The organism is Streptomyces sp. NPDC016309, assembly GCF_043077235.1.
Taxonomy (GTDB): domain Bacteria; phylum Actinomycetota; class Actinomycetes; order Streptomycetales; family Streptomycetaceae; genus Streptomyces.
This window is the reverse complement of the sequence record NZ_JBIBSG010000010.1, coordinates 61776-82892: the sequence shown is the minus strand read 5'-3', so window position 1 is coordinate 82892 and position 21117 is coordinate 61776. Positions and strand designations below refer to the sequence as shown.

Annotated in this window: 20 protein-coding genes; 11 read left to right on the top strand and 9 right to left on the bottom strand. The window is 74.0% G+C overall.

Going from position 1 to position 21117, the window contains the following annotated elements; all coding sequences use genetic code 11:
* The first annotated feature begins 7 nt into the window (after nucleotides 1-7).
* Nucleotides 8-379: a hypothetical protein gene (locus ACF068_RS24860; protein ID WP_392276503.1), complete on the top strand. Its 372-nt coding sequence runs from the start codon at nucleotides 8-10 to the stop codon at nucleotides 377-379.
* A gap of 43 nt (nucleotides 380-422) precedes the next feature.
* On the opposite strand, the gene ACF068_RS24855 is transcribed toward ACF068_RS24860, so the two are convergent.
* On the bottom strand, nucleotides 423-1082 hold the full coding sequence (locus tag ACF068_RS24855) for a pirin family protein (RefSeq protein WP_392276680.1): 660 nt from the start codon (nucleotides 1080-1082) through the stop codon (nucleotides 423-425).
* A gap of 99 nt (nucleotides 1083-1181) precedes the next feature.
* Here ACF068_RS24855 and ACF068_RS24850 point away from each other — a divergent pair, with 99 nt between their 5' ends.
* From ACF068_RS24850 to fabF, 5 genes are all read left to right on the top strand, one after another.
* Nucleotides 1182-2384: a PucR family transcriptional regulator gene (locus ACF068_RS24850; RefSeq protein ID WP_392276679.1), complete on the top strand. Its 1203-nt coding sequence runs from the start codon at nucleotides 1182-1184 to the stop codon at nucleotides 2382-2384.
* Between the two features lie 89 nt (nucleotides 2385-2473).
* A complete protein-coding gene (locus ACF068_RS24845) occupies nucleotides 2474-3397 on the top strand; it encodes an ACP S-malonyltransferase (protein WP_392276502.1) in 924 nt (307 codons plus the stop codon).
* Between the two features lie 16 nt (nucleotides 3398-3413).
* On the top strand, nucleotides 3414-4415 hold the full coding sequence (locus tag ACF068_RS24840; RefSeq protein WP_392276501.1) for a ketoacyl-ACP synthase III: 1002 nt from the start codon (nucleotides 3414-3416) through the stop codon (nucleotides 4413-4415).
* 82 nt (nucleotides 4416-4497) lie between these two features.
* Nucleotides 4498-4746 carry an acyl carrier protein gene (locus ACF068_RS24835; RefSeq protein ID WP_084897295.1) on the top strand — a complete coding sequence of 83 codons (249 nt, stop codon included), beginning with the start codon at nucleotides 4498-4500 and terminating at the stop codon, nucleotides 4744-4746.
* A 67-nt stretch (nucleotides 4747-4813) separates the two neighbouring features.
* Nucleotides 4814-6076: a beta-ketoacyl-ACP synthase II gene (gene fabF / locus ACF068_RS24830; protein ID WP_392276500.1), complete on the top strand. Its 1263-nt coding sequence runs from the start codon at nucleotides 4814-4816 to the stop codon at nucleotides 6074-6076.
* 215 nt (nucleotides 6077-6291) lie between these two features.
* Here the strand turns inward: fabF and ACF068_RS24825 are convergent, their stop codons facing one another.
* Complete coding sequence (locus ACF068_RS24825) at nucleotides 6292-6786, bottom strand: DUF3145 domain-containing protein (RefSeq protein WP_392276499.1); 495 nt, start codon at nucleotides 6784-6786, stop codon at nucleotides 6292-6294.
* A gap of 249 nt (nucleotides 6787-7035) precedes the next feature.
* On the opposite strand from ACF068_RS24825, the gene ACF068_RS24820 reads away from it, so the two are divergent.
* Both ACF068_RS24820 and ACF068_RS24815 read left to right on the top strand, forming a co-directional pair.
* The gene (locus ACF068_RS24820) at nucleotides 7036-7941 is read left to right on the top strand and encodes a GDSL-type esterase/lipase family protein (RefSeq protein ID WP_392276498.1); all 906 of its coding nucleotides are present in this window, start codon (nucleotides 7036-7038) and stop codon (nucleotides 7939-7941) included.
* The gene (locus tag ACF068_RS24815; RefSeq protein WP_392276497.1) at nucleotides 7934-8932 is read left to right on the top strand and encodes an aldose epimerase family protein; all 999 of its coding nucleotides are present in this window, start codon (nucleotides 7934-7936) and stop codon (nucleotides 8930-8932) included. Before ACF068_RS24820 ends, ACF068_RS24815 begins: the two co-directional genes overlap by 8 nt.
* Here the strand turns inward: ACF068_RS24815 and ACF068_RS24810 are convergent.
* Nucleotides 8863-11310 (bottom strand): beta-glucosidase, encoded by a 2448-nt coding sequence (locus ACF068_RS24810; protein ID WP_392276496.1) that lies wholly within the window; start codon nucleotides 11308-11310, stop codon nucleotides 8863-8865. The two genes, ACF068_RS24815 and ACF068_RS24810, sit on opposite strands and share 70 nt — an antisense overlap.
* A gap of 109 nt (nucleotides 11311-11419) precedes the next feature.
* Here ACF068_RS24810 and ACF068_RS24805 point away from each other — a divergent pair, with 109 nt between their 5' ends.
* Complete coding sequence (locus ACF068_RS24805) at nucleotides 11420-11995, top strand: TetR/AcrR family transcriptional regulator (RefSeq protein ID WP_392276495.1); 576 nt, start codon at nucleotides 11420-11422, stop codon at nucleotides 11993-11995.
* A 32-nt stretch (nucleotides 11996-12027) separates the two neighbouring features.
* Complete coding sequence (locus ACF068_RS24800) at nucleotides 12028-13263, top strand: pyroglutamyl peptidase (protein ID WP_392276494.1); 1236 nt, start codon at nucleotides 12028-12030, stop codon at nucleotides 13261-13263.
* A gap of 29 nt (nucleotides 13264-13292) precedes the next feature.
* Here ACF068_RS24800 and ACF068_RS24795 read toward each other — a convergent pair whose 3' ends face one another.
* The 6 genes from ACF068_RS24795 to ACF068_RS24770 form a co-directional block, all read right to left on the bottom strand.
* Nucleotides 13293-14045, bottom strand: coding sequence for a class I SAM-dependent methyltransferase (locus tag ACF068_RS24795; RefSeq protein ID WP_392276678.1), 753 nt, complete (start codon nucleotides 14043-14045; stop codon nucleotides 13293-13295).
* 71 nt (nucleotides 14046-14116) lie between these two features.
* Nucleotides 14117-15331, bottom strand: a complete 1215-nt coding sequence (locus ACF068_RS24790; RefSeq protein WP_392276493.1) for an aminotransferase class V-fold PLP-dependent enzyme — start codon at nucleotides 15329-15331, stop codon at nucleotides 14117-14119.
* Nucleotides 15324-16643, bottom strand: coding sequence for a pyridoxal-phosphate dependent enzyme (locus tag ACF068_RS24785; protein WP_392276492.1), 1320 nt, complete (start codon nucleotides 16641-16643; stop codon nucleotides 15324-15326). Before ACF068_RS24785 ends, ACF068_RS24790 begins: the two co-directional genes overlap by 8 nt.
* Nucleotides 16640-18187: a Y4yA family PLP-dependent enzyme gene (locus ACF068_RS24780; protein ID WP_392276491.1), complete on the bottom strand. Its 1548-nt coding sequence runs from the start codon at nucleotides 18185-18187 to the stop codon at nucleotides 16640-16642. Before ACF068_RS24780 ends, ACF068_RS24785 begins: the two co-directional genes overlap by 4 nt.
* A gap of 150 nt (nucleotides 18188-18337) precedes the next feature.
* Entirely contained in the window at nucleotides 18338-18943 is a 606-nt protein-coding gene (locus ACF068_RS24775; protein ID WP_392276490.1) for a LysE family transporter, read from the bottom strand.
* Complete coding sequence (locus ACF068_RS24770; RefSeq protein ID WP_392276489.1) at nucleotides 18936-19796, bottom strand: EI24 domain-containing protein; 861 nt, start codon at nucleotides 19794-19796, stop codon at nucleotides 18936-18938. The genes ACF068_RS24775 and ACF068_RS24770 overlap by 8 nt, the downstream gene beginning before the upstream one ends.
* Before the next feature lie 65 nt (nucleotides 19797-19861).
* On the opposite strand from ACF068_RS24770, the gene ACF068_RS24765 reads away from it, so the two are divergent.
* A complete protein-coding gene (locus tag ACF068_RS24765) occupies nucleotides 19862-21055 on the top strand; it encodes a serine hydrolase domain-containing protein (RefSeq protein ID WP_392276488.1) in 1194 nt (397 codons plus the stop codon).
* The last annotated feature ends 62 nt before the right edge of the window (nucleotides 21056-21117 follow it).

The window sequence follows — 21117 nt, the reverse complement described above, 5'->3', positions numbered from 1 at the left end:
AACGCCCATGTCGAAGCCTGATGAACTGCTCGTTGACATCGCCGCCACGGTGGAGTCGGAGCAAACCACGCAGATGTCCCTGACCGTCGTGGTCCACGGGGCCGTCATCACGGGCCGGCTGGCGCCCGAGACGGTCTGGCGGCAGCGGGTGGCCGAGGTGCTGCGGGACTCGGACCGGCTCGGTCCGTTCGCCGGCACGTTCGCGCCGCCCGGGGGTGGCGGGTCCCGGCCGTCCGGGGCGCCCACCCATCTGCACTTCCACGTCGCCCGGATCCTCCAGGGCCAGGTGGGCATCCCGGAGACGGGCGGGATGTACCGGATCGCCATCAAGGACGTGAGCGCCTGGACGGTGGGCGACTTCAGCTATTCCGACCAGTGATCCCCGCGCGGTGCGCCCCGGTGGCGCACCGCGCGCACGGGGGTCAGCCGTCCATCTCCCACAGCAGCACCTCGGCCGGGGCCGGCGCCTCCAGCTCCAGCCCCGCCGAGCCGGTGATCCGCGCCGAGTCCCCGGGGGCGAGCTCGTCGTCGCCGAGCCGTACCGTGCCGCGGACGACGTGGACGTACACGTGGGCGGCGTCCGGGACGGCGATCCGCTCCCCGGGGGCCTCGGGGCGCCGTACGTGGAGTGTCGCGCCCGCGGCCGGCAGGGCGTACGGGGCCGTGTCCGCGATGCCCCGCACCACGTCGTAGGCCGGGTCGCCGCCGGGCCGGCGCGGGGCCAGCCACATCTGCACGAAGACCAGCGGGCGGTCGCCGTCGTTGCGCTCCTCGTGCCGGACCCCGGCGGCCGCGCTGAGGTGTTGTACGTCACCCGGGCCGATGCGCGAGGTGTGCCCGGCCGAGTCGCGGTGGGTGAGCTCGCCCTCCACGACCCAGGTGACGATCTCGGTGTGGCTGTGGGGGTGCTCGTCGAACCCGGAGCCGGGGGCGAGCCGCTCCTCGTTGCAGGCCAGGATCGCGCCGAACCGGAGGTTGTCGGGGTCGTAGAAGCGCCCGAAGGAGAAGGCGTGCAGGGTCTCGATGCCGTCCGCCGCCGCGCCGCCGCGGTAGCGGTCGCCGGCCCGCCGCACCGACCACACCGGGGTGCCCGGGGCGGGTCCGGCGGCGGGGGCCGCGCCGTCTGGTTGCCGTGAACTCACGGGACCACCGTAGCCCCGGCGCCGCACTCCCCCGTCCGGATAAGGCAGTCTTGTCCCGTGCCTGAACCCGCAGCGAACGACCACCGGTCCCATGCCGCCACCCTGAAGCGCCTGGAGCAGTCCTCCGGACGCCTCGCGGCGAACGCCATCGCCCGCATGGACGAGACGCTGCCCTGGTACCGGGCGATGCCACCGGAGAACCGGTCGTGGATCGGGCTGGTCGCCCAGGCCGGCATCGCCGCGTTCACCGAGTGGTTCCGGCACCCGGAGACCCCGCAGGCCATCTCCACCGACGTCTTCGGCACGGCTCCGCGCGAGCTGACCCGGGCGATCACCCTGCGCCAGACCGTGGAGATGGTCCGCACCACGATCGAGGTCATGGAGGCGGCGATCGAGGAGGTCGCGGCCCCGGGCGACGAGTCGGTGCTGCGCGAGGCGCTGCTGGTGTACGCGCGGGAGATCGCGTTCGCCACGGCCCAGGTGTACGCGCAGGCCGCCGAGGCGCGCGGCGCGTGGGACGCCCGGCTGGAGTCCCTGGTGGTGAACGCGGTGCTGTCCGGCGAGGCGGACGAGGGCGCCGTCTCGCGGGCGGCCGCGCTCGGCTGGAACTCGCCGGAGCACGTGTGCGTGATCCTGGGCACGGCCCCGGACGGCGACAGCGAGCTGACGGTGGAGGCGATCCGGCGGGCGGCCCGGCACGCCAAGCTCCAGGTGCTCACCGGGGTGCTCGGGAACCGGCTGGTGGTGATCGCGGGCGGCAGCGACAACCCGCTCCAGGTCGCCAAGGCGCTGATCGGCCCGTACGCGGCCGGGCCGGTCGTCGCCGGGCCGATCGTGCCGGACCTGCTGGCGGCCACCCGGTCCGCGCAGGCCGCGGCGGCGGGCCTGAAGGCCTGTTCGGCGTGGCAGGACGCGCCGCGGCCGGTGCTGGCGGACGATCTGCTGCCGGAGCGCGCCATCGCCGGTGACCCGTCCGCGCGCGAGCAGTTGGTGGAGGAGATCTACAGACCGCTGGAGGAGGCGGGCTCGGCGCTCCTGGAAACCTTGAGCGTTTATCTGGAGCAGGCGAGCAGTCTTGAGGGCGCGGCTCGGATGCTCTTCGTCCATCCGAACACCGTGCGCTACCGGCTCCGACGTGTGACCGACGTCACCGGATGGTCGCCGTCCGATGTGCGGTCCGCGTTCACCCTGAGGATCGCGCTGATCCTCGGGCGTCTGGTCGACGGAGAACCGCAGTCCTAGACTTTTGTCGAACGTCCACAATTCCCCTGACGGTTCTTGGTCCCTGTCCTCACGGGCGGTAGGAGCCGTCCACAAGAGAGAGTGTGAGGGTGCTCGTACTCGTCGCTCCCGGCCAAGGCGCTCAGACGCCCGGCTTCCTGACTCCCTGGCTCGACCTTCCCGGCGCCCGTGACCGCGTCGCCGCGTGGTCCGACGCCATCGGGCTCGACCTCGTCCACTACGGCACCAAGGCGGACGCGGACGCGATCCGTGACACGGCGGTGGCCCAGCCGCTGCTGGTGGCGGCCGGTCTGCTGTCCGCCGCCGCGCTCGGCGACACGGCCCCTGACGCCGTCGCCGGCCACAGCGTCGGCGAGATCACGGCGGCCGCGTTCGCCGGTGTCCTCGACGACACGGCCGCGCTCGGCTTCGTACGGACCCGTGGCCTGGCGATGGCCGAGGCCGCCGCCGTCACCGAGACCGGCATGTCGGCGCTGCTCGGCGGTGAGCCGGAGGTCACCGTCCCGCACCTGGAGAAGCTGGGCCTGACCCCGGCGAACGTCAACGGCGCCGGCCAGATCGTGGCGGCCGGCACCATGGAGCAGCTCGCGGCGCTCGAGGCGGACATGCCCGAGGGCGTACGCCGTGTGGTGGCGCTCAAGGTCGCCGGCGCGTTCCACACGCACCACATGGCGCCCGCGGTCGAGACGCTCCGCAAGGCCGCCGAGGCCCTGACGGTCGCCGACCCGACCGTGCCGTACGTCTCCAACAAGGACGGGCAGACCGTCGCCACGGGCGCCGATGTCGTCGCCCGCCTGGTCGGCCAGGTCGCCAACCCCGTCCGCTGGGACCTGTGCATGGAAACGTTCCAGCGGCTCGGCGCGACCGCCCTGGTCGAGGTGTGCCCCGGCGGCACGCTCACCGGTATCGCCAAGCGCGCCCTGAAGGGCGTCAAGACGGTCGCCCTGAAGACGCCGGAGGACCTCGACGCGGCCCGCGCGCTCATCGCCGAGCACGCGACGCCCGCCGTCTGACAAGGAGCCGTAGAGCATGGCGAAGATCAAGCCCAGCCAGGGCGCACCGTACGCCCGCATCATGGGCGTCGGCGGCTACCGGCCCACCCGTGTGGTGCCGAACGAGGTGATCCTGGAGACGATCGACTCGTCCGACGAGTGGATCCGCTCCCGTTCCGGCATCGCCACCCGTCACTGGGCCTCGCCCGAGGAGACGGTGACGGTGATGTCGGTCGAGGCGGCCGGCAAGGCCATCGCGGACGCGGGGATCACGGCCGAGCAGATCGGCGGCGTGATCGTCTCCACCGTCTCGCACTTCAAGCAGACCCCCGCCGTCGCCACCGAGATCGCGGACAAGATCGGCGCCCACAAGCCGGCCGCGTTCGACATCTCGGCGGGCTGCGCCGGCTTCGGCTACGGCCTGACCCTCGCCAAGGGCATGGTGGTGGAAGGTTCCGCCGAGTACGTCCTCGTGATCGGCGTGGAGCGGCTGAGCGACCTGACCGACCTGGAGGACCGTGCGACGGCCTTCCTGTTCGGTGACGGCGCCGGCGCCGTCGTCGTCGGCCCCGCGAAGGAGCCGGCGATCGGCCCCACCGTGTGGGGCTCCGAGGGCGACAAGTCCGAGACCATCAAGCAGACCGTCGCGTGGACCGACTACCGCGACGGTACGGTCGAGAAGTTCCCGGCCATCACGCAGGAGGGCCAGGCGGTGTTCCGCTGGGCCGTCTTCGAGATGGCGAAGGTCGCCCAGCAGGCGCTGGACGCGGCCGGGATCTCGGCGGCCGACCTGGACGTCTTCATCCCGCACCAGGCCAATATGCGGATCATCGACTCGATGGTGAAGACGCTGAAGCTGCCGGAGCACGTCACGGTCGCCCGTGACGTGGAGACGACCGGCAACACCTCGGCCGCCTCGATTCCGCTCGCGATGGAGCGGCTCCTGGCGACCGGTCAGGCGAAGAGCGGTGACACCGCGCTCGTCATCGGCTTCGGGGCGGGTCTCGTCTACGCCGCGACGGTCGTTACCCTCCCCTAGGCACGTTTCGGGAGTTTTCCCGGGCGACAGCCTCAAAACCCTCTGAGAAACACCTCTGAGACACACACCGAAGGAGCGCCACATGGCCGCCACTCAGGAAGAGATCGTCGCCGGTCTCGCCGACATCGTGAACGAGATCGCCGGCATCCCGGTCGAGGACGTCCAGCTGGACAAGTCCTTCACCGACGACCTGGACGTCGACTCGCTCTCCATGGTCGAGGTCGTCGTCGCCGCCGAAGAGCGCTTCGACGTCAAGATCCCCGACGAGGACGTCAAGAACCTCAAGACTGTCGGCGACGCCGCCGACTACATCCTGAAGCACCAGGGCTGATCGGACCGCCACCCGGCGGTGGCGCCACATTCCCCGCATACCTCATACACGTGGAGAAAGAATTCCTGTGAACTCGACCAATCGCACCGTGGTCGTCACCGGTATCGGCGCAACCACACCGCTGGGTGGCGACTCCGCCGCGACCTGGGAGGGTCTGCTGGCGGGACGCTCCGGCGTCAAGCCCCTCGAAGGTGACCGCTTCGCCGACATGCCCGTGCGCATCGCGGCACCCGTGGCCGTCGACCCGGCCGAGGTGCTGCCCCGCCCGCTGGCCCGCAAGCTGGACCGTTCGGCGCAGTTCGCCGTGATCGCGGCCCGTGAGGCGTGGGCGGACGCGGGCTTCACCGCCCCGGCGGGCGAGGACGCCTCGATCGAGCCCGAGCGGCTCGGCACCGTCATCGCCTCCGGCATCGGCGGCGTGACGACCCTGCTGGACCAGTACGACGTGCTGAAGGAGAAAGGCGTACGCCGCGTCTCCCCGCACACCGTGCCGATGCTGATGCCGAACAGCCCCTCCGCCAACGTCGGCCTGGAGGTGAACGCCCGGGCGGGCGTGCACACCCCGGTCTCGGCGTGCGCGTCGGGTGCCGAGGCGATCGGCTACGCCGTCGAGATGATCCGTACCGGCCGCGCCGACGTGGTCCTCGCGGGCGGCACCGAGGCGGCGATCCACCCGCTGCCGGTGGCCGCGTTCGCCAACATGATGGCGATGTCCAAGAACAACGACGAGCCCGAGAAGGCCTCCCGCCCGTACGACAAGGGCCGTGACGGCTTCGTCCTCGGCGAGGGCGCGGGTGTCGTCGTCCTGGAGTCGGCCGAGCACGCCGCCGCGCGGGGCGCGAAGGTCTACTGCGAGGCGCTCGGCCAGGGGCTGTCGGCCGACAGCCACCACATCGCCCAGCCGGAGCCGACGGGCCGCGGCATCGCCGCCGCCCTCCAGAACCTGCTGGACACCACCGACCTGAAGCCGGCCGAGGTCGTGCACCTCAACGCGCACGCCACGTCCACCCCGCAGGGTGACGTCGCCGAGGTGAAGGCGCTGCGCAAGGTGCTCGGCGACGAGCTGGACCACGTGGCGGTCTCCGCCACCAAGTCCATGACCGGTCACCTGCTGGGCGGTGCCGGCGGCATCGAGACCGTCGCCACGGTGCTGGCCCTGTACCACCGGACGGCCCCGCCGACCATCAACGTCGAGGACCTGGACGAGGAGGTCGACGCCGACATCGTGCGCGACACGCCGCGTCCGCTGCCGGAGGGCACGATCGCCGCGATCAACAACTCGTTCGGCTTCGGCGGCCACAACGTGGTGCTGGCGTTCCGGACGGTCTGACCTCGCGGTCGGCGACCGACGGACACGCGTGTGGGCCCGCCCCCGGAGGGGCGGGCCCACACGCGTGTCCGCGGGCGTGGCACGACCCGGTGGCGGCACGCGGCGCGAGCGGGAGCGGGAGCCGCGGGTGGGCACGACCCGGGGGGCACCGCCCCGGAGTGACACGTGGGCGGCGGGCGCCGGGGGACACCCGGGCGCGCGTGGGCGTCCCGGGGTCAGACGACCTGGTGGAGCCAGCGGACCGGGGCGCCCTCGCCGGCGTAGCGGAAGGGTTCGAGCTCGTCGTCCCAGGGCTTGCCGAGCAGCCGGGCGATCTCGGCCTCGAGCTGGGTCTCGCCCTGGGCGGCGCGGACGAGGGCGGCGCGGAGGCGGTCCTCGGGGATCAGGATGTCGCCGTGGATACCGGTGACCGCGTGGAAGATGCCCAGCTCGGGCGTGGCGCTGTAGCGCTCGCCCTCGGCGGTGGGGCAGGGCTCGGCGGTGACCTCGAAGCGGAGCATCTGCCAGCCGCGCAGCGCGGAGGCGAGTTTGGAGGCGGTGCCCGGTTCGCCCCGCCAGGAGAACTCCGCTCTCCAGGTGCCGGGTGAGGCCGGCTGCCGGATCCAGTCGAGCTGGACCCTCGCACCGAGCACTCCCGCCACCGCCCATTCGACGTGCGGGCACAGCGCGCGCGGTGCGGAGTGTACGTACAGGACTCCACGTGTCGTCACCGGGACCTCCAGTGTGGGACGAGGTTCGCCTTTCCCAGCGGCCTCAGTAAACAGCATCGGGAGTGAAACTCCGCAAAAGGGACAGCATGTGACGTGATGTAATTTACCGGAGCCGGTTGGCGAAGGCGCCTGACGGTTCGACGGGGAAAAGCTACCGTGCGCCGGGGCGCTTGGGATGACGTACGGTCTGCCCCGGGGACCTGGACCCCAAGCATTCACCCGCCAGGACGCCGACGAAAGGGCTACCGGATGCTTGCCGGCCGACGAGGCCGTATACGCCCGCTCACCACGTGGGCGGTGGCCGCCGCCCTGGTGGGAGGCGCCGCGCTGACCGGGTGCGAGGCCGCACCGGAGCGCGGGCCGGGCGTGGCGTCGCGCCCCTCCCCCTCGCCGAGGCCCTCCCCGGCGTGGGACCCGAGCCCGGCGTCGGTCGCGGCCGTCGGGGATTCGATCACCCGCGGGTTCGACGCGTGCGGGATCCTGGTCGACTGCCCCGAGATGTCCTGGGCGACGGGCGGCGACGCGCGGGTGAACAGCCTGGCGCGGCGGCTGCTGGGCCCGTCGGCGCTGCCCTCGCGGAGCTGGAACCTGGCCCGGTCCGGGGCGCGGGCCGCCGAGCTGCCGGTGCAGATGGAGCGGGCGGCCGTGCGGCGGCCGGGGCTGGTGACGGTGATGGTCGGCGCGAACGACGCCTGCCGGGACAGCGCGGACCTGATGACGCCGGTGCCGGAGTTCCGCGCCTCGCTGGAGGAGGCGATGGCCCGGCTGCGCGCGGTGTCGCCGAAGAGCCAGGTGTACGTGTCGAGCGTGCCGGACCTGATGCGGCTGTGGTCGACCGGGCGGACCAGTGTGCTGGGCAAGCAGGTGTGGAAGCTGGGCGTGTGCGCGTCGATGCTGGGGGACGCGGACGACGTCGGCGCGGCGGCCGCGGCGCGGCGCCGGGAGGTGTACGAGCGGGTGGTGGCGTACAACGGGGTGCTGCGGGACGTGTGCGCGGAGGACCGGCTGTGCCGGTACGACGGCGGGGCGGTGTTCGGCTACCGCTTCTCGGGCGGGCAGTTGAGCCCGTGGGACTGGTTCCATCCGAGCGCGGACGGCCAGGGGCGGCTGGCGGAGATCGCGTACCGGCAGGTCACGGGGGCCGGGCGTGGGTGACACCGGGGTGTGCGGCCGGCTGGCCGACGGTACGGCGGTCCACCGCTGGGTCCTGGAGCGGGGCGGTACCCGGGTGGGGGTGCTGACCTACGGCGGCATCGTGCAGTCGGTGGAGGTGCCCGACCGGGACGGCGCCGTCGCGAACGTGGTGCTGGGGTACGGCTCCCCCGCCGGGTACGAGGCCGATCCGGGGCCGTACTTCGGGGCGCTGGTGGGGCGGTACGCGAACCGGATAGCGGGGGGTTCGTTCACGCTGGACGGGCGGACGTACCGACTGGCCCGCAACGGGGGGCCGAACAGCCTGCACGGCGGGGAACGCGGGTTCGACAAGCGGGTGTGGGCCGCGGAGGCGGTCGACGGCGGGGTGCGGCTGTCGCGGGTGAGCCCGGACGGCGAGGAAGGCTTTCCCGGGCGTCTGGAGGTCTCCGCCACGTACACCCTGGACGCCTCGGGCGCGCTGCGGATCGCGTACGAGGCGGTGACGGACGCGCCGACGGTGGTGGCCCTGACGAACCACACGTACTGGAACCTGGGCGGGGCGCACGAGATGCGGCTGGCGGCCGGGCACTACACACCGCTGGACGACGCGTCGGTCCCGACCGGTGTCGTCGCGACGGTGGCCGGTACCCGGCTGGACTTCCGGACGTGGCGCCCGGTGGGCACCGGGCTGGACCACAACTTCGTCCTGGACGGGGACCCCGGGGTGCCGGCGGCCGAGCTGTACTCGCCGGTGTCGGGGCGGCTGCTGACGGTCCGTACGACCGAGCCGGGCCTCCAGGTCTACGCGCCGGGCCGGCCGGACGGCGTGGCGCTGGAGACCCAGGCCTTCCCCGATTCCCCGAACCGGCCCGGGTTCCCGAGCACGGTCCTGCGGCCGGGCGAGGTGTACGCGTCGGAGACGGTGTACGCGTTCGGGGTCCGTCAGGCCCCGACGTCCAGGGACGTGCGCAGCCGGGTATCGGTGAGCGAGCGCCCGGCCAGCACCTCGTAGGCGCCGGGGACCACCGTCCAGGCGCCGGCCGCCTCGTCCCAGACCTCGAACGCCCGCCGCGGGATGCGGACCAGGGCCTCGGCGCTCTCGCCCGGGCCCGCCTCGACGCTCGTGAAGCCGGCCAGCCAGCGGGCGGGGCGCTCCACCGGGTCGTCCACGGGTGCCACGTAGAGCTGGACGACCTCGCGGCCCGGGCGGGTGCCGGTGTTGCGGACGCGCACGGTGGCGCCGCCGGGTGCCGGTTCCAGGGTCTCGTACTCCCAGGTGGTGTAGCCGAGGCCGTGGCCGAAGGGGTACGCGGGGACGGTGCCGGCCCGGTCCCAGGCCCGGTAGCCGATGAAGAGGCCCTCGCTGTAGGCGAGTTCACCGTCGCGGGGCACGACGTCGGTGACGGGTGTGTCGGCGAGGGCGGCGGGCCAGGTGGTGGGGAGGCGGCCGCCGGGCTCCTCGGCGCCCAGCAGGACGTCGGCGAGGGCGGCGCCGCCCTCCTGGCCGGGGAACCAGGTCAGCAGGACGGCGGCGACGTCGTCGCGCCAGGGCATCTCGACCGGGGAGCCCGCGTTGACGACCACGACGGTGTTCGGGTTGGCGGCGGCGACGGCCCGCACGAGGTCGTCCTGGCGGCCGGGCAGCCTCAGGTCGGCGCGGTCGAAGCCCTCGGACTCGACGCGCTCGGTGGTGGCGACCACGACGACCGCGGTGCCGGCGGCGCGGGCGGCCGCGGCCGCCTCGGCGATCAGTTCGTCGGGGTCGCGGCGCGGCCCGCGGTGGAGGAGCGAGAACAGCACGCCCGGCAGGGGCGCGGCGTGTTCCGGGTCGAGCGGGTGGAGCGGGTGGAGCAGGGACACCTCGACGGGGACGCCCTCGGTGAGGGTGACCGTGCCGCGTTCCAGCGGGGCACCGACGAACGCCTCGAACGGGTCGGCCTCGCCGCCCATCTCCTGGACGCCGTCGTAGAGGGTCCGGCCCGCGACGGTGAGGGTGAGGGCGCCGAGGCCCCGGGTGCCGAAGGTGTGGGCGCCGCTCTCGCGGGGCGTGAAGGTGCCGGTCACCTCGACGCTGTGCAGCCGGTCGCGGGTGACGCCCCCGGGCAGGTCGTCGCCGATCCACTGGACCTCGCCACTGGGCAGCGCCCCCTCGCCGATGACGGTCCCGGCCGCGTCGCGGCAGACGGCGCGCAGCGCGAAGCCCCGGGCGGCGGGCGCGGGTTCGTCGTCGGGGTGGGCGCCGACGGCGTGGGTCAGCGCCCCGGGGGGCAGCGCGGCGGTGAGGCCGTCGAGCGGGGAGACGGTGCGGGCGGGGAAGACCTGGGCGGAGCCGCCGCCGAGGATCCGGGCGTCGCGGGCGGCGGCGCCGAGCAGGGCGACCGTGCCGCCCGGTGCCAGCGGGAGGGCGGCGTCGTTGCGGACGAGGACGAAGGAGCGGCGGGCGACCTCCCGGGCCAGGGCGTCGCCGTCGACGGGGCCGGGGAGGGCGGTGACGGCCGGTCCGGCGCCGTCCAGTGCGCCGACGCGGGCGGCGAGCCGCAGTACGTTGCGGACGGCCCGGTCGACGGTCGCCCCGTCGACCCGGCCGGCGCGGACGGCGGCGGCGAGGGCCTCGCCGTACACGCTGCGGGGGCCGGGCATGGCGATGTCGAGGCCGCCCTCGGCGGCGCGCGCGGTGTCGCGGGCGGCCGTCCAGTCGGAGACGTTGGCGCCGTCGAAGCCCCATTCGGCGCGCAGCACCTCGTTCACCAGGTGGTGGTGCTCGGTCATGGTGGTGCCGTTGACCCGGTTGTAGGCGGTCATGACGCCCCAGGGGCGGGCGTTCTTGACGATGGCCTCGAAGGGGGCGAGGTACAGCTCACGCAGCGGGCGGGGGGCGACGGTGTTGTTCACGGTGAAGCGGTCGGTCTCGGCGTCGTTGGCGACGAAGTGCTTGACGGTGGTGGCGACGCCGCCGTCCTGGACGCCCAGGACGTAGCCGGTGCCGATCTCGGCGGTGAGGTACGGGTCCTCGCTGTACGCCTCGAAGTGGCGGCCGCCGAGGGGTGAGCGGTGCAGGTTGACGGTGGGGGCGAGGAGGACGTGGACGCCCTTGCGGCGGGCCTCCTGGGCGAGCAGCCGGCCGGCGCGGCGGGCGAGGCCGGGGTCCCAGGTGGCGGCGAGCGCGGTGGGGGACGGCAGGGTGACGGACGGGTCGTCGGCGGTCCAGCGGACGCCCCGCACGCCGATCGGGCCGTCGGACATGACCAGCGATTTCAGGCCGATCTCGGGGAGGGCGGGCAGGGACCACATGTCCTGGCCGGACAGGAGGCGGGCCTTGGCGTCGAGGTCGAGCGCGCCGAGTGCCGCCTCGACGGCCTCGTCGTACCGGTCGCCGGTCGCGTCTGTCACCGTCGTACCTCCGGGTCGGTGTGCGGGCGGTACGCCCCATGGTGCGCCGTCACCTGTAGGACGGTAGGTTTCGTTATTCTTCCGTTACCCAAAGGATCGGAGTACGAGGATGGCAGCGGCCAGGGCCAGGAGCGAGGAGCGGCGTGCGGAGATCGTGCGCGCCGCCCTCGAAGTGATCGCCGAGCGCGGCTACCGGGGCGCCTCCCTCGGTGCGGTCGCCGCGCGGGTCGGACTGACCCAGCAGGGGCTCCTGCACCACTTCCCCACCAAGGAGGCGCTGCTCGTCGCGGTCCTGGAGGAGCGCGACCAGTGGGACACGGGCGGCGGCGGGAGCGGCGGCCGCGACGGCTGGCGGCTGGACCTGCTGGCGTCGCTCGTCGAGTACAACGCCATGCGGCCGGGCATCGTGCAGACCTTCTCGGCGCTGCTCGGCGAGAGCGTGACGGAGGACCACCCGGCGCGGGACTTCTTCACCCGCCGCTACGCCCAGGTGCGGGCGGAGACGGAGGACGTCCTGCGGGCCGAGTACGGGGACCGGCTGCCCGGCGGGCTGACCCCCGAGCGGGCGGCACCGCTGGTGGTCGCGGTGCTGGACGGGCTCCAGTACCAGTGGCTGCTGGATCCGGACGCGGTGGACATGCCGGCCGTATTCCGGGACTTCCTGCGGCTGTTGGGGACGCGGTAGCGTTCCGGCACCCTACGGAAGGACTGCCTCCTGTGCCCCGGACACCGTCGCGCATCACGCTGGTCGCCGCTCTCGCCGCGCTGACGCTCCCCCTGGCCACGGCTCCCGCCCGCGCGGCGGCCCCGGCCGGCGGACCCACCGTCGAGGAGGCCCGGCTCGACCGGGCCGTGCCCCGGGAGATCCTCACCCGCAGCGGGTTCGGCACGGTGGCGCCCCGGTTCGCCGACGCGCTGGACGGGGCCGGGTCCTACGCGGCGGCCGAGCGGGTGGTCGCGGGGCACGCGTCGGGGCTGTGGCGGCGGGCGGTGGACCGGGCGCAGGGACGGGGCCCCGCGGGGGGCGACCTCGCCCGGGACGACGACCGTCCGCTGTACTGGGCGCGGCTGGCGATGACCCGCGAACTGCGCGCCTGGGAGCCCGGCTTCGCCCTGCCGCCGGAGGCGCGGAACCGGCTGCTGGACCGGCTGGAGACCTCCTCGCGCGGCCAGGACGCCATCCGCTACCCCGCCGGGAAGGGCGTCAAGCGGGTGCTGGTGACCGGGTTCGACCCGTTCACGCTGGACCGGGACGTGCGGATCAGCAACCCGTCGGGCGCGGCGGCCCTCGCCCTGGACGGGACGCTGCTCCGCACGGCCGACGGCCGGCTCGCCCGGGTGGAGACGGCGGTGTTCCCGGTGCGCTGGGCGGACTTCGCGGACGGCGAGGTGGAGCGGACCCTGCGCCCGCACCTGCCGCACGTGGACGCCTTCACCACGGTGAGCCAGGGCCGCGTCGGCCGGTTCGACGTCGAGCGCTACAACGGGGCCTGGCGCGGCGGGTTCGGCGACAACGAGAACGTGTCCGCGACGGGGACCGTGCCGGTCGCCGACCCGGCGTCGCAGCCGCAGTGGACGGCGACGACCCTGCCGTACGCGACGATCCTGGCGGCGGACACGGGACGGTTCCCGGTGTACGACAACACCTCGGTGACCGAGGTCCCGGCGGGCGGCACCGCCCCGGTGGTCCGGCCCGGCGGGCCGACCCCCGGCTCGGCGGCCCGCGCGGGCGGCGGCGGGGACTACCTGTCCAACGAGATCGCGTACCGCGCCACGCTGCTGCGCGACCGGCTCGGCCTGGCCGGGCTGCCGGGCGGGCACCTGCACACGCCGGTGCTCCAGTTCGGCGCGGGCAACACCGACGCGGTGACGGACCCCGAGTTCCTGCGCAACCGGGCCGACATCACCGCCCAGGTCAGGGCCGTCGTCGCGGTGGCCGCGGCCGGGGACTGAGCGGGGGCGGGCCGGGCCGGGGCGCCGGGTCAGCGGACGGCGGCCAGGACGTGGCTGTGCCCGTACTGCCAGACCACGCCGGCCTGCTCGAACCCGGCCTCGCGCAGCAGGGCCAGGTGGCTGGAGACGGTCAGGTCGTTGCCCTCGCAGCGCGGGTGCCGGTGGCCCCCGCGCCGGCCGAGGAAGCGCGCGAGCTCCGGGTCGGAGGCGGCCCCCGACCACCAGGACTGCCAGTCGTCGTGACCGAGGGTCAGGTGGCGCTCGGCATGGCGGCGGCCGATGTCACCGGCCAGTTCGGAGACCTTCGGGGCGTCCGGGCTGATGTGGTCGCCGTTGACGAGGACGCCGCCGGGGCGCAGCCGCCCGGCCAGGTCCCGGTAGACCCGGCGCAGTGTGCGGCGGTCCAGGTAGTGCAGGGCCGTCGTGGACACGGCCGCGTCCACCGGGCGGTCCAGGCCGAGCGCGTCGAGCCAGCCCGGCTCGCCGATCACCGCCTCGGCGTGGCGGAGGGCGTTGCCGTAGTACGTCCTGCCCAGTTCCAGCAGCAGCGGATCGGCGTCGACCGCCAGCACCTCGGCGCCCGGGAGGCGGCCCGCCAGCCGCGCCGCCAGCGAGCCGGGACCGCTGCCGAGGTCCAGGACGAGCGGCGGGCCGGGCCGGCCGCGCGTCACGTGCTCGACCACGTCGGCGATGACGGTGAAGCTCTCCTCGCGGTCGACCGCGTACCGCTGCTGCTGGTCCTCCCAGCGCTCCACCCACCGTGCGGCCGTCACCGCGTTCATCCCCATGCCGCACTCACACCCATGGCCGCCCGTGTCCTCCGCGCCTCACGCACCACGTCCGTTATTGAAAATCATTGCAGACTGGCGAGCGTGGCGAGGAGCCTTTCCATCTCTTCGGGTGTGTTGTGGATGTGGAGGCTGACGCGTACGGAGCCGTCCCCGGCCCCTCCCCCGCCGCGCCCGGCCTGGCAGTGGCCGTCGGACCGCACCATGAATCCGTGGCTGAACAGGACGAAGCCCAGGTCCTGGGCGTCGATCCCCCGGTGCCGGAAACTCACCAGGCTCCGGCGCCGCTGCACCGGCGACCCGGCCGCCAGGCTGGTGCGGCAGCCGAGGACCTCGTAGGTGCCCTCCATCCGGCTCAGCCCGTCGGTCAGCAGGGACGTCAGCGCCACGGTCCACCGTTCCACCCGGTCGGTCCCGGCCTCCTCCAGCCAGTCGAGCGCCGCCACCAGGGAGGCGATCCCGGCCGTGTTCGGGGTGCCCCGCCACCCGCCCGGCCGGAAGTCCGGCCCGTGCCGGCGGCGGGCCCACACCGCGCCCGTGCCGGGCAGGGCGAGCGCCTTGTGGCCGGAGAACACCAGGAAGTCCACGTCCAGGCCGGCGAGGGACACCGGCAGGTGGCCCACGCTCTGGGCGGCGTCCAGGCAGATGGCCACGTCCGGCCCGACGGCCTCGCGGACGCGGTGCACGTTCATGTCCGCCCCGTACACGTGGTGCACGTGCGTCGCGGCCACGAACCGGGTGCGCGGACCGGTGATCCGGGCGAGCGCCGCCGGGTCGTAGTCCCCGGAGGCCGCCTGGTACGGCAGTTCGCGGACCCGCACGGCCACCCCCTGGCGGGCGAGCAGGTCCCGGGCCTCCAGCCACGGTGACAGGTTCGCCTGGTGGTCGTGGAACGGCACGACGATCTCGTCCCCGTCCGCGAGGAGGTCCGGCAGCCAGTCCCGGGCGACCGTGCGCAGCCCCTCCGTGGTCCCGCTGGTGAAGTGCACGGACGACCGCTCCGGCTCGGGGTCGCCGAGGAACCGCTTGACCCGTTCCCGGGCGTCCTCCACCAGCGAGGTGGTGGCGTTGGCCCACGGGTACGAGCCCCGGCCGGCGTTGGCGTTGGACGTGGTGAGGTAGTCGTGGACGGCGTCCAGCACGGCCCGGGGCTTCTGCGCGGTGGCGGCGCTGTCCAGGTACACCAGGTCCGGGTGGGCCGTGACGATGGGGAACTGGGCGCGCAGCGCCCGCTGCCAGCCGGCCAGTTCGGCGAGGGTGCCGTCCGCCACGTCAGTCACGCACCAGCGGCGCTCCCGCGTCCCGCCAGGCGACGATGCCGCCGGCCAGGCTGCGGACGTCGGGATGGCCCATGCGGGTCAGCAGGGCGGCGTACCGCGCGGACCGCTCGCCCACCGGGCAGGCCAGCAGCACCGGCTGCCGCTTGCCGAAGGGCAGGCCGCCCCGCAGCAGTTCGTCGAACAGCTCGTCGACGATGTTCACCGAGCCGTCGATGTGGAGCGCCGCGTACGCGAAGGGGCCGCGCAGGTCGATCACCAGCGGGCGCTCCTCGGCGATCCACTTCCGCGCCCCGGCGACGTCGACGACGGTGGCGGTGCGGGCCTCCGTGTCGGTCAGGGTGGCCACCGAGTTCTTCACCGGCGGCCGCCCCAGGAGCTCGGGGCGCCGCTGCCGGACGTACCCGAGGTAGCTCTCCGCCCGGTCGCAGACGATGAAGACGGCGGTCCGCCGCCCGGCCGACTCCCCGTCCAGCGCGCGCAGGTGGCGTACCGCCCCGTGGAAGGCGGCTCCGCCGGTGGGTCCGGCGAGCAGGGCGCAGCGGCGCAGCAGGGTCACCATGCCGTCGATCGCGTCGTCGGCGCCGACGGTCTCGATGGCGTCGTAGGTGGCGGGGTCGAAGAGCCCGACCTCCTGCACCTCGTCGGCGGTACGGATGCCGGGGATGAAGTCGCTCTTCTCCCCGACGAGCCCGACGACGCGCACCGCCGGGTCGTGGGCGCGCAGTGCCCTGGCGACGCCGGTGGACGATCCGGCGGTGCCCACGCAGGCGAAGAACCAGTCGGGGACGCGGCCGTCGAGGTCGGCGATGATCTCGGGGCCGGTGCCGGACGCGTGGGCGTCGGTGTTGAGCGCGTTGAAGTACTGGTCGGTGTGGAAGTGGGCGCTGCCGGGCCGGTTGAGCCGCTGGTGGAACAGGGTCAGCGGATCGTCCGTGTCGGTCGGGTCGAGGCACTCGGAGCGTCCCGGCAGTTCCTCGATCTCGGCGCCGAGGAGCAGGAGCAGGTCCTTGATCTCCGGGATGCGCATCCTGTTGGTGACGCTCTTGAAGGGCAGTCCGTGCAGTCCGGCGATGAGGGCGAGCGCCTTGGCGGTGTTGCCGCTGGACAGTTCGACGACCGTCTCGCCGCGCTCCCGGGCGGCGGCCAGACCCCCGCGGGCCATGTTCCACGCGGCCCGGTCCTTGAGGGAGCCGAAGGGGTTGAGCATCTCCAGTTTGGCGTAGAGGTCGATGGTGCGCAGACCGTGGACCTCCGGGTCGATGCGTACCAGCGGGGTGTTGCCGATGGCGTCGGTGATGCTGTCGTACCTCATGTGCGCGGTCCCCCCGGTCGTGTGATCGGCCAGTACTGCTCGTCGAGGCACCAGTGCCAGGAACCCCCTTCCCGGTGGACGGCGACCTTGCGGGCGACGGGCTGCCGCTGGGCGTGGGTGGCGCCGAAGTCCATGCAGTAGCCGGCGGTGTTGGGGAAGGCGAGGAGGTCGCCGGGGCGAGGCAGCCGGGGCAGGTGGACGACGCGGCGGGTGATCAGGTCGGACTCCAGGCACAGGTTGCCCATCAGGTGGACGGCGGCGGGGCCGTCCGGGGCGGGCGGGGCGGCGTCGCGGGGCAGGAGGACCGGGTCGAGGAGGACGCCGTGGTCCTCCAGGCTCATGTCACCGGCGTTCATGGCCAGGCGCACCAGGTGGGCCCCGCCGGGGTCCGCCCGCCGTACCTCCAGGACCCTGCCGAGGGTGAGCCCGCACTGGTCCACGAGCGCCCTGCCGGGCTCCACGTACAGCTCGTGGAGGCTCTCCAGCAGCAGGGTGCCCAGCGGGCGGCCGCCGAGCCCCGGGGCGGGGCGCGTCAGCAGTTCGTCCAGGTAGCCGGCGCCGGCGGTCGGGCGGTGGGCGGGGTAGAGGCCCAGCGAGCCCCTGAGGGTGCCGTTCTCCATCCGGAGGCCGTAGCCGTGGCCGTCCCAGGTCATGGGCGGGCGCCGGCCCATGACGGCGTGGGTGAGCGCGGTGGTGTAGCGGTCCCACTGCCCGGCGTGCGCGAGGTAGTCGACGCCGAACCCGCCCCCGACGTCGACGGCGCGCGGGGAGAAGCCGCGTGCCCGCAGCGCGTCCATGGCCCGCAGGCAGCCTTCGAGGGCGGCCGCCTTCTCGTCCAGGCCGGTGGTGTCGAGGTGGTAGCCGACACCGACCGGCTCCAGGGCGTCCCGGTGGCGGCCCGCCGTGTCCAGCAGGTCGTCCAGGTCCCCTGCCGGGGAGCCGAAGCGGCTGCGGCGGGACAGCAGCGTGGTGCCGGCGGAGGAGAAGCCGGACAGCCGCAGCACGACCCGCAGCCGGGGCAGCCCGTGGGTCCGTACGAGCCCGGCGGCCTGTGCCAGCTCCGCCGGCCCGTCGGCGTTGACGATCGCCCCGGAGCGGGCCGCCAGCCACAGGAACTCCGGGTCCTTGGGGCCCGTCGCCATGACGCGGTCGCCCGTCCACCCGGACGCGAGGGCGTGCTGCAACTCGCCGAGGGAGGCCGCGTCCAGGGCGGCGTCGGTGGTGACCAGGCGGCGGACCAGCGCGCTGGACCGGTTCGCCTTGTGCGCGAAGAAGATACGGCCGGTGAGCCGGTGGCGGTGGAGGACGGCGCGGAAGCGCTCCACGTTGTCGGCGATCTGGTCCGGCAGGAGGACGTTGAGGGGTGACCCCAGCGCGTCCACCAGCCCGTGCAGGAACGCGCCTCCGGTCTCCAGGAGCGCGGCCGGCCGCCGTTCGAGCCGGGGCTCCAGGTAGAGGGGCTCCTCGTCCGCCCCGAGCGGGGCTCGTACGTCCGGTGTTCCGGGTGGGTCCGTCCCCGCCGTGCGTTTCCCCGCCGTGCTCATCCCAGCTTTTCCTCCCGCTTCCGCGAGGAATGCCGACCGGCTCCGTCGTCGTCCCGCTCTTTATGCCCAACTTTCCCGGGCGGGATGGCCGTGGGGAAGGAGACGGCCGGATTCAGCCCGTGCGGCCGGTGGAGCGGTTCCGGAACGCCGTCACGTCACCCCCAGGGTGATCCCCAGCCCCACCAGCGTGCCGCCGATCACCCGGTTGAGGGCCTTCTGGGCCCGCAGCAGCGACGTGCGCAGCCGGGAGTGCGAGAAGAACAGCGCCACCAGGCCGAACCAGGCCAGATGCGCGAGGGACATGAACAGGCCGTAGGCGCCCTGCTGCCACCGTGGCGTGTCCGGGCCGACGACCTGGGTGAAGGTGGAGACCACGAACAGGGTGGTCTTCGGGTTCAGCACGTTGGTCAGGAAGCCGCCGCGCAGCGCGGCCCACCGCGTGAGGGTCTGCTTCGACTCCAGGTCGACCGTCACGTCGGCGCGGGAGAAGAACGTGCGCAGGCCGATGTACACGAGGTAGGCCGCGCCCACCAGCTTGATCGCGGTGAACAGCGCGGTGTTGGCGGCGATCAGCAGGCCCACGCCCAGCATGGTGTACGTGACGTGGACCAGGACACCGGCGGCGACGCCCGCGGCGGACAGGAGCCCGGTCTTCCGGCCGTGGAGGCAGCTGTTCCGTACGACCATGGCGAAGTCGGCGCCCGGGCTGATGACCGCGAGGACCGTGATGACGGCGACCGCGAGCAGCTCAGGCACCGGGCACGCTCCCGGGCTTGCCGTACGGGCCCGCGCCGGTGCCCGGCCCCGCGTGCGTGCCCGGGGCCGGCCCCGCGTCGGCGCCCGCGTCGCCCGGCCCGCCGGCGGGCGGCTCCGGCCGCTCCTCCAGGTCGCGGACCAGCAGCGTCGCACCGGCGACGGCGCCCGGCATCAGGAACACCGCCACGAACGGCACCAGGAAGGCGAGGGTCAGCGGCACGCCGAAGCCCAGCGTGAGCATGCGGCGGCCGCGCAGCATCGCGAGGCGCTCCTTGAGTTCGACCCGGCGCCGCTGGAGCGCCACCGCCGTGAGCTCCTCCGCCAGGAAGAAGCCGGACACGCAGAAGCCGAGCACGGGGACGACGGTCTGGCCGACGACCGGGATGAACCCGAGCGCGAAGAGGACGATCCCGTACAGCACCACCCGCAGGAGGATGCGCACGCTGTCCCGGCCGGAGATCCACAGCTCGCGCCAGAGCGGCAGCCCGGACCGGGGCACCTCGCCGCCCTCGGCGCGGTCGACCTCCTCGGAGAGCGACTCGTAGAAGGGCTGGCCGACGAGGAGGGTGACGGCGGTGAACGTCACGACGGCCAGGAACAGGCCGAAGGCGAAGACCAGCGCGGTCAGGAAGCCGCGGAAGGTGCCCCGCCAGGGCGAGGACCAGTCGTCCGCGAAGGGCGTCGCCCACGCGGTCAGGTCGTCGGCCCCGTAGGCCAGACCGGCCAGCGCGGCCGCGTACAGCACCAGGGTGACCAGGCCGGGCAGCAGCCCGAACCCGAACCACCGGCCGTGCCGGCCGACCCAGCGCTGGCCCTTCATCAGATAGCCGAAACCCACCCCGAGATCACGCATGGGGCCACCCTAGCGGGGGGCTCCCGCGGGAATTCCCCGGGCCGGTGACAGCTTGATCCATCGTCATGATCATTACGCGGGAGGGAGTACGGGTGTCGGACCGGAGGGCTGTTCGGGGGACCGTGGCCGAGGGCTTCGAGGCGGTACGGGAGGAATTCGCCGCGGTGGTGGCCGGGGAGAGGCCCGACTACGCGGCGCAGGTGGCCGCGTACGTGCACGGCCGGAAGGTCGTCGACCTGTGGGCGGGGCCGGACACGGACGGGGAGACGCTGTACGGGGTCTACTCCTCCACCAAGGGCGCCGCGCACCTGCTGGTCGCGCTGCTGGTCCAGGACGGGACGCTGGACCTGGACCGGAGGGTGGCGCACTGGTGGCCGGAGTTCGCGGCGGGCGGCAAGGGCGCGGTGACGCTGCGCGACCTGCTCACGCACCGCGCGGGCGTGGTCGGCGTGGACGGCGGCTTCTCGCCGGAGGAGCTGGCGGACGACCGGGCGATGGCCGGGCGGCTGGCGGGGCAGCGGCCCTACTGGCGCCCGGGGGCGGGGTTCGGCTACCACGCGTACGTCATCGCGGCCCTGACCGGCGAGGTGGTGTTCCGCGCGACCGGGCGGACGCTGCACGAGCTGTACGAGGAGCGGATCCGCGCCCCGCACGCGCTGGACTTCTTCCTCGGCCTGCCTCAGGAGCACGAGCCGCGCTTCCGTCCGGTCCAGCCGATGGACCCGACGCCGGAGCAGCGGGCGGAGCTCGCCGCGGCGGAGGTGCCGGACGCGCCCGGCACCCTGCCGTCGATCGCGTACAACCGCAACGGTGAGCGGCCGACCGACATCGAGAGCCTGCCCAACGACCGGCTGGTGCGCGCCAAGGGACCGGCCTCGTTCGGCGGGGTGGCGTCGGCGCGCGGGCTCGCCGGGATGTACGCGGCGGCGGTGACCGGGCTGGAGGGGCGGGAGCCCCTGCTGGAGGCCGGCACGGTGGCGGAGATCGGCCAGCTCCACTCGGTCGGGTACGACCTGGTCGGGCGGGACCACAGCTCGTTCGTCCTCGGCTTCCAGGACTCGACGTACCGGTACCCGTTCCTCGGCAGCGGGTCGTTCGGTCACGGCGGGGCGGGCGGGTCGCAGGCGTTCGCCGACCCGCGGGCGGGCCTGGCGTACGGGTTCACGCGCCGCCGGTACGCCTTCCCGGGCGGGGCGGCGCCGGAGAACGTCCGCCTCGTGCGGGCGGTGCACTCGGCGGCGCTGGCGTCGGCGCCCTGACGCGGCCGGGGCGGCCCGGGCCCGGACGGTACGGCGGAGGGCCGCACCCCGAGCGGGTGCGG

Excerpts from the sequence above, each read along its gene's own strand:
- ACF068_RS24860 (WP_392276503.1), top strand. The coding sequence starts at position 8 with ATGTCGAAGCCTGATGAACTGCTCGTTGACATCGCCGCCACGGTGGAG.
- ACF068_RS24840 (WP_392276501.1), top strand. The coding sequence starts at position 3,414 with ATGGCGAAGATCAAGCCCAGCCAGGGCGCACCGTACGCCCGCATCATG.
- ACF068_RS24835 (WP_084897295.1), top strand. The coding sequence starts at position 4,498 with ATGGCCGCCACTCAGGAAGAGATCGTCGCCGGTCTCGCCGACATCGTG.
- ACF068_RS24820 (WP_392276498.1), top strand. The coding sequence starts at position 7,036 with ATGCTTGCCGGCCGACGAGGCCGTATACGCCCGCTCACCACGTGGGCG.
- ACF068_RS24805 (WP_392276495.1), top strand. The coding sequence starts at position 11,420 with ATGGCAGCGGCCAGGGCCAGGAGCGAGGAGCGGCGTGCGGAGATCGTG.
- ACF068_RS24795 (WP_392276678.1), bottom strand. The coding sequence starts at position 14,045 with ATGAACGCGGTGACGGCCGCACGGTGGGTGGAGCGCTGGGAGGACCAG.
- ACF068_RS24785 (WP_392276492.1), bottom strand. The coding sequence starts at position 16,643 with ATGAGGTACGACAGCATCACCGACGCCATCGGCAACACCCCGCTGGTA.
- ACF068_RS24780 (WP_392276491.1), bottom strand. The coding sequence starts at position 18,187 with ATGAGCACGGCGGGGAAACGCACGGCGGGGACGGACCCACCCGGAACA.
- ACF068_RS24770 (WP_392276489.1), bottom strand. The coding sequence starts at position 19,796 with ATGCGTGATCTCGGGGTGGGTTTCGGCTATCTGATGAAGGGCCAGCGC.
- ACF068_RS24765 (WP_392276488.1), top strand. The coding sequence starts at position 19,862 with ATGATCATTACGCGGGAGGGAGTACGGGTGTCGGACCGGAGGGCTGTT.